The 7319-nt window shown below is 40.1% G+C and carries 5 protein-coding genes; 2 read left to right on the top strand and 3 right to left on the bottom strand.

Features of this window, described 5'->3' with window-relative positions:
- Positions 1-333 precede the first annotated feature (333 nt).
- Positions 334-1287 (bottom strand): site-specific integrase, encoded by a 954-nt coding sequence (locus DW096_RS18890; RefSeq protein ID WP_118930948.1) that lies wholly within the window; start codon positions 1285-1287, stop codon positions 334-336.
- Positions 1288-1590: 303 nt separating this feature from the next.
- Between DW096_RS18890 and DW096_RS18885 the strand changes: the two genes are divergently transcribed.
- On the top strand, positions 1591-2394 hold the full coding sequence (locus DW096_RS18885; protein WP_061412092.1) for a type IV toxin-antitoxin system AbiEi family antitoxin: 804 nt from the start codon (positions 1591-1593) through the stop codon (positions 2392-2394).
- Positions 2391-3182, top strand: coding sequence for a nucleotidyl transferase AbiEii/AbiGii toxin family protein (locus DW096_RS18880; RefSeq protein ID WP_005833587.1), 792 nt, complete (start codon positions 2391-2393; stop codon positions 3180-3182). Before DW096_RS18885 ends, DW096_RS18880 begins: the two co-directional genes overlap by 4 nt.
- Positions 3183-3246: 64 nt before the next feature.
- Here the strand turns inward: DW096_RS18880 and DW096_RS18875 are convergent, their stop codons facing one another.
- Positions 3247-3555 carry a hypothetical protein gene (locus DW096_RS18875; protein WP_225982686.1) on the bottom strand — a complete coding sequence of 103 codons (309 nt, stop codon included), beginning with the start codon at positions 3553-3555 and terminating at the stop codon, positions 3247-3249.
- A gap of 239 nt (positions 3556-3794) precedes the next feature.
- Positions 3795-7079 carry a hypothetical protein gene (locus DW096_RS18870; RefSeq protein WP_117963732.1) on the bottom strand — a complete coding sequence of 1095 codons (3285 nt, stop codon included), beginning with the start codon at positions 7077-7079 and terminating at the stop codon, positions 3795-3797.
- Between the last annotated feature and the right edge of the window lie 240 nt (positions 7080-7319).

Genomic DNA, 7319 nt, shown 5'->3' with positions numbered 1-7319 from the left:
CTTCGCAGGTAATGAAATCTTGTTAATTCCATTAATAATCAGGGAATAAGGAGGGAATAGGCTGATTTTGTTCAGAATAGTAAAAATCAGCCCGTTAGGATATTGGAAAGAGGATTGGAAGTCCAGAAAGATGACAGTGGGAAAGGGATGAAATGAGGCTTTCAAAAAATGAAAGTATGTATTTTTCAGTTCAAAAGGTTGAATGACAGTCCATTGATAGCACCGATGGGAGCTCGGTAAAGACAACACCATTCCGTTCCTCAAAACTCATTTTGAAGACTCTAGAAAATGCGCAACAAATCTATTCTATCCTATCAAAAGAAGTAACGTCTTTTATACTGTACACGCTCCGCTTCTTACAAAAGAAATTACCCTCTGGTTGGCCTCGTCAATCTTTCTGTTGCTGAAAGGCTTCAGATAGGTTTCTGTCACCGTGATGGAGGAGTGCCCCATGGCTTCCGAAATGATACCCGGATGAATTTCACAATGATAAGCCATTGTGGCCCAGGTATGTCTTGCCGCATAGGTACTCAGTGCCGACTTCATGCCCAGACACTGCCGCAGTACAGCCAGCCGCTGGTTGAATCCCCTGAGTGCCGACTGGTATTCCCGGTATGCCGCTTCGGTGCCTTCCTCGCTGTGCAGTATGGGAAATAGATAAGGCGAATCCTGATTCCTGCTGGCCATCAGACGTATCATCTGCATGGCTTCGGGGGTAAGCGCCACTGTCAAGGCGCGTCCCGTTTTTCGGCGGCGGTACGATAGTGTATTGCCTTGCAAATCCCTCTTGTGCAGATAGGCCAAATCGACGAACGGAATGCCTCGCAGCATGAACATGAGTACAAAGAATATCCTGGTTTTCTGCAGGTTATTGGGAAATGCCTTTTCCTGCATCCCCATTTCCGTTTCGCGTACCAGATAGCTGATATCCGATGTTTCCAAAGCCTTCTTCCTATCGGCCCGTGTACCCGTATATACATGTTCGAAGAGCCGGGGAGTATAGCGTACGCACTTCATATCCACAGCCCTGTTGTAGGTGGAGCGGATTGTCTTAATGTAAGTAGATACCGTATTCCAGCTGCAGTTCCTGTGTCGCAGGTGGTTTTCGAAGCGTTTGAGTACCGTAGGGCTTAACTTCCGCAGAGGCAGCGCCTGGTAGTTGGTGAATGCGGAGAACGCATTTGAGGAGGCCTGGTAGATGTGTGCCGTTCCCCATCTCCCGCTTTCCCGAAGTTCTTCAACGATTGTCGAGAACATCTCCTGTAAGGTAATTTCATTCTTTCTCATTTCGAAATAATTTATAAAAGATTTATCTTGCAATTATATACAATTGAGAGGAGAAATAAAAAAAAGAATGCTCTCCCATTGAATACTTTTGTTATATCGGACTAAATATTTTATAATAACAGTTGGATATGATAAAGTAAATTATGAGTGTAGCAAATTAGAATAAAATCAACCTATTACTTTTATTGGAACTTGTACTTGAAACTAATGAGATTTAATTTGTTTGGCATGATTCTAAATTTTGTCCCGAAATAGTGCAAAGATAATCGTTTTTTGATTACTTTTGCACCAAAAAGGACGGATATGTCAATTCGAGAATGGATAAGAGAATTAGAAATTGGGGGAACACCTACATTTTCCTTTAGTACTGTAAGACGATTTTTCCCCAATATAACAGAACAATCTATCAAAAATGATTTGTTCCGCCTTTCTACGCAAAAAATCATAGTACCTGTATATCGAGGGTTCTATGTAATTATGCCCCCCCAATATGCGGCAAAAGGTATTATTCCTCCTATATACTACATTGACCAACTGATGTCTTATTTGGATAAGCCCTATTATATAAGTCTTCTCAATGCAGCAGAGCTTCTCGGTTCAGCTCATCAACGTCCACAGAGGTTTTCTGTCACAACAATCTTGCCTAAGTCCTCAGTATCTCCTACAAAGAATAATCTGTTGGTGTGGAATTATAGAAACAAAATGCCTTCTGAGTTTCTTCTAACAAGAAATTCAGAAACGGGTACCATATACTATTCGAATGCAGAGCTGACGGCTGTAGATCTTGTACAATATGAACAACATATTGGTGGCTTGTCACGTGCGGCAACCATACTGGAAGAATTGTCGGAATTGATAGACTTTTCGAAGATTTCAGAATCTTTGTTTGCATACACCTCTTTAGCGGCAATTCAGCGGCTTGGATTCATTTTAGATGTAGTGCTGCAAGAAGAACAACGAGCCAATGATTTATATGATTTGTTATGCAAATACACCAGAACGTTCAAATACGTATTCCTCAGCACGCGCCATAGTGCTGATGTCCAGGAGAAGAATACGCGCTGGAAGATAAAAATAAATACAAATATAGAAGTTGATGACATATGATTAACAGAGCCTCTATCATACAATGGAGTAAGCAGGTGCCGTGGAATGATAATGCGCAAATCGAGCAGGATTTAATCATCTCACGTGCATTGGTTGCCATTTTTAGTGATGAATTCCTTTCTTCACAGTTAGCCTTTCGTGGAGGAACGGCATTACACAAACTTTATCTTTCTCCACAGCCACGCTATAGTGAAGACATTGATTTAGTACAAATAAATCCGGGACCAATCAAGCCCATTATGTTCAGATTAGGAGAAGTATTGGACTTTTTACCGAATCGTGTTACTAAACAGAAACGCTATAATAATACAATGCTGTTCAGAATGGAATCAGAGTTTCCGCCAACAATCCAGATAAGATTGAAGATTGAAATTAATTGCTTTGAGCACTTCAATGAGCTGGGATTGGTAAAGATTCCTTTTATAGTTGAGAATAGTTGGTTCACGGGAGAATGTGAGATTACAACCTATCGGCTTAATGAACTTCTGGGCACGAAACTGAGAGCATTATACCAACGTAAAAAAGGGCGTGACTTATTTGACTTATATGTAGCATTGACAAAAGCAGAAGTTGATGTAAACGAACTCATGCGCTGCTATCATCGCTACATGAGTTTTGCAGTTCAGCAACCTCCCACATACAAACAATTCGTTGCTAATATGGAAGAAAAGATGGTTGATCCGGATTTTCTGGGTGATACTCAATTGCTTCTTCGTCCAGATGAGCCTTTTGACCCTATTGAAGGCTATAAAGCTGTTAAAGAACGGCTGATAGAAAACATGCAATAGTAATTCTATGGAAAGGAGGATGTTTATTCAGAAACATCCTCCAACCTATTAATTGCTACCTCGTTTATTCGGATTCGATGGTCAGATACCAGTCTGCGTTATACTTCACCGGACAGAATCTGAGGCTGGTATAAGCAGCAGGCTTATTGTCCGCTGCATCTTCTTCAGCAAATTTCACCCTGAATTTCACTTCATTTCCGGTGTACTGAGAAAAACCGAAGCTTTCCAGAGTATAATCCAATACAGGGAAAAGCTTGAATCGTCTTGCCATGTTCACTTTCTGTTCGTTACTGATTGGCATCAGAGTATCATTCCGTGTAACATACATCATTTCCAATGCGGCTTCTGTTCTGCCTTCTTGCAGAGCGTCCATACACGAAGAAGCTAATTTCAAGACAACAGCCGTATCTTGGGAACTAATATTATAAACGTCTTCTGTTACACTCGCTTTTCTATTGGTACATGAATTCATACCGATAAGAACAGTCGCAATAAATAGCGTGAGATTTATTACTCTTTTTTTCATTGTATTCCTATTTATAAAGAGAGGAGCATGCCCTTATGAACACACTCCTCTTTCATTAGTATAGTATAATGTAACTATTTACATCATTAATTGTTGCCGATAGTGTTTTTAACCACACAGTCTACCCACACTTTCTGGATAACGCCCCAATCGTAAGTGAACTCAACCGGAATACGTACCTTGAAAGTACCTACGTTGTTACCGTTGTTCTCATACTTGATTTGTCCCATAGCTGCCTTGATAGCATCGTAAGTTGCTTCCGTACCAGCAGATTGCTTGTTGTAAGCAGCGAAACTAACAGTTACACCAGTACCAGTCACATCTACGCCAGATGGATTCAATTGAGAGAACTTAACTTTTGTTGACACCTGAGACAACAACTTGTTGTTGATATCGTGACCGTTCATATCAGTAGTGATCTTATCAATCAGCACCTTAACTTGTTTTACATTATAATATGCAAACAACCAAGCGTTTGAGTAGTCCACCGGATCAGCATCAAAGTCAACAAACTTCTTATCACGCCAGTCGGAGAAGTGGAACAAGTCTGCGATATTCAATTTAGAACCATTTGCCTCGGCATCAGTAAACTCACCGTCTTCTACCGGGTTGGCATCAATAGGACGCAAGAACTTGGCAGGATATACACTGTTCTGCGTAGCCATTGCTATAGCACACGGAGTATAAGGTACAACACCGATTTGTGCAACCAACTGTGCATTGGAGTGACCATAATAGTTCAACAAGAATTCAGATGTAGAATTCTGCTTGTATGTAATCTTACCTGTTGCTTGATTAATTTCTGCAATTTCTACTTTGGCTGCACGGGTCTTTCCTGCATACAGTTTTGTATTCGTATAGACACCCTGATCTGATTTTAATGCATATTCCAATGTATTGTCATAGCTTGCATCATATTGTTTTGCGAAGATATCTGTCGCCTTTGTATTATCAACATACAAGAAATAACCAGGTTTAGCTAATGTTCCAGTTGCAGGTAATTCGTACTCGTCGTTAGTAGCTGCAAAGAAGTACTTGTAACCACCGGCTGCACTATTGACAGCTTGTTTAGCAAATATAGCATCTGTATAAGAAGCAAAACCTGCAGTCGGACCAAATTGAGGTTTGTTGGCATCACCTACTACTTCCCATACCTGATCAAGTTCAACTACATACTGCAATGTGTTACCGCCATCCTTCGGATAAGCCACATTCAAACGAGTAGTTGTACCATTTTCGTACCAGTATTCAGCAATCTTGGTCTTAACAGCACCTACCGGCTTCAGAACAGTGGCCTTCAATGGCATGTAAATCGGAGCATTTGCTGTTTCGCCCTGCTTACTTTCATATCTTACGTAGATAGTCTTTGAGTGAGAATCGCTTTCTTGATAAATACGTTGCATATCACTTATTGACAGAGTCCAACGCAAAATTGTATTGGTAGTTCCGTGAGGATCTGCAACTTCCTCAACTTCTCCGTAAATCTTCTTGGCATCTGTGATAGCCTTCCATTCGTTACTGCTTGTCAATTCAAATTGTGTACCAACAGAATTATTCTGAGTAAATTTGTAGAGAGCATCAAATTCGTCTTTGGATTGAGTAGCGGTATTCTCAAGCAACTGATAAGAGATTTCAGCCCAAGTCAAATCCAGCTTAACTCCGTCGCATCCGAATTTAGCGTCTTTCGGGAATTCGTCCGTAATCTTATAACCGGCTTCTTTGATGATTTGCAATTTGATGTAACCAACCAAAACAACACGGTCTTGATTATCAAGTACGCGAACACGGATCAACGGGCGTTTTCCTACAGAAGAGATTCCTTGTTGATTCAATGTTTCACCCTTTTCATTTACGATAGAAGGAGTGATGACACCACTTGTAATGTCTTGTTGTACATATTTGCTGTCAGAAGTCACATTATTACCGGTCTTATACTGAATTAAAGCAAAGTCATACTTCAAACCGAATTTGGCTTCTGCACCGTAAGGCCAAATTTTATGTGTACCTTTATTCTTTGTTTCAGTGTTCCAATCATAATGGGTGGCCAATACCTTTTTTAAGTCAATGGACTCATCGTATGCCACTTGCAAAGTTGGAGCATGTGTGATTGCATCTTTTACGCTAGTCCATAATTCATCAGGGTTATTAGCTGTAGAACATTCAACGGCAGTATTGACACGACCATCAACAAGGTCATTGCTCTTGTAAGCAATAGCCATAGGAGTTACCTCAGAAATGTACGCCATTGCGTAATCAGAAGTAATGGTAGTGTCTTTGTCAGCCTTCTTTACATTGGCGGACAGAGCAAAAATAGAAGCTTCTCCCTTTTCAGCGTTATCGTATTTCTTGTCATAGATAACAGTCTTATCAAGAGAATATCCTACACTGATAAATCCGTCTTTCTTTTGCTCCATGTTTTCAACCTTAAATTTCAACTTGGAGTCATTTGCACGTGTAATGTATTCTGTTTCTCTTGAGACAAAGCTAAGATCAGCCAACTTATCAATCAATGCACTTGAAGGATTCATGTGATACTTAACTGTATCAATCGGAGCAAATACATCTTTTTTGTCATCTACATAGTTCCAATTTGCCACAGGTTCTGTAATTACACATTTTACGGCCGGCGAGTGCTCGTCATTAAACTCTATTTCAGTAGTAGTAGAAGTTTTCTTATACGTATAGCGCATCGCTTCATATTCAGTAGCCTCAATACCGCCTACATACAGCTCGGGATAGAATACTAAACTTCTTAATTCTTTAGTAAGCAGAGTTACTAAACCATCATTGATACTGCTAATTTGGGCAGCAATAGCGGTAACTTTGTCATCTATGGCTTTTACATCAGCTGTAGTTGCCACGTCTTCCATTGCTTTGTTGATAGCTGTAATTGCAACATTGATTTTGTCAATTTCTTCAGCATTAGCATCGATTAGCTCTTTGTACTTTTCAACAGCAACCATTTGAATCTTTAACTGAGCAATGGCAGCTGCATTAGCATCTACTGTACCTGAAATTGTAGCCAAATTTGTTTCGATGGCAGAAATTTGAGTCTTTAATGCATCTAATGCCTCTTGGCTTGGAGCATCTTTCAACATCTCATTAACCTTGTCAACCGCAGCCTGTATAGCTTCTGCTTTTGCAGTGGCAGCAGCTTCTTTGGCAGCATCAGCAGCAGACTTGGCAGCAGCGATATCAGACTTAGCGGCATCCAAAGCAGATTGCAAAGTCGTAAGCTGTGTGTTCAAGTCACTGGTCTTCTTGTCCAGGTTTTCGATGTCATCATCATAGTCCTTACAAGAAGTGAACGTTCCTGCAGTGCCAACCATTAAGGCGCTGAACAGGATTACACTTAGAAACTTTTTGTTCATAATTGAAAACTTTAAATTTATAAATTTAAAAAAATAAAAAGTGAATAATCTCTCATTTTGAACCCCTTTCGCATACTTGTTTTGTTACTAAGTATTCCGTTACTTCGCAGGTAATGAAATCTTGTTAATTTCGTTAATAATCAAGGAATAAGGATGAAATAGACCGGTTTTGTTTGGAATAGTAAAAATCAGTCCGTTGGGATATTGGAAAGAGGATTGGAAGTCCAGAAAGATGACAGT

Origin of the sequence: Bacteroides sp. AM07-18 (assembly GCF_003602695.1) — a bacterium.
Lineage (GTDB): Bacteria > Bacteroidota > Bacteroidia > Bacteroidales > Bacteroidaceae > Bacteroides > Bacteroides uniformis.
Note: the sequence above shows the minus strand (reverse complement) of the source record. Positions and strands in the feature narration are given on the sequence as shown.

Coding starts and splice junctions, on each gene's coding strand:
- DW096_RS18880 (WP_005833587.1), top strand. CDS start 2,391: ATGATTAACAGAGCCTCTATCATACAATGGAGTAAGCAGGTGCCGTGG.
- DW096_RS18875 (WP_225982686.1), bottom strand. CDS start 3,555: ATGGACGCTCTGCAAGAAGGCAGAACAGAAGCCGCATTGGAAATGATG.
- DW096_RS18870 (WP_117963732.1), bottom strand. CDS start 7,079: ATGAACAAAAAGTTTCTAAGTGTAATCCTGTTCAGCGCCTTAATGGTT.
- DW096_RS18890 (WP_118930948.1), bottom strand. CDS start 1,287: ATGAGAAAGAATGAAATTACCTTACAGGAGATGTTCTCGACAATCGTT.
- DW096_RS18885 (WP_061412092.1), top strand. CDS start 1,591: ATGTCAATTCGAGAATGGATAAGAGAATTAGAAATTGGGGGAACACCT.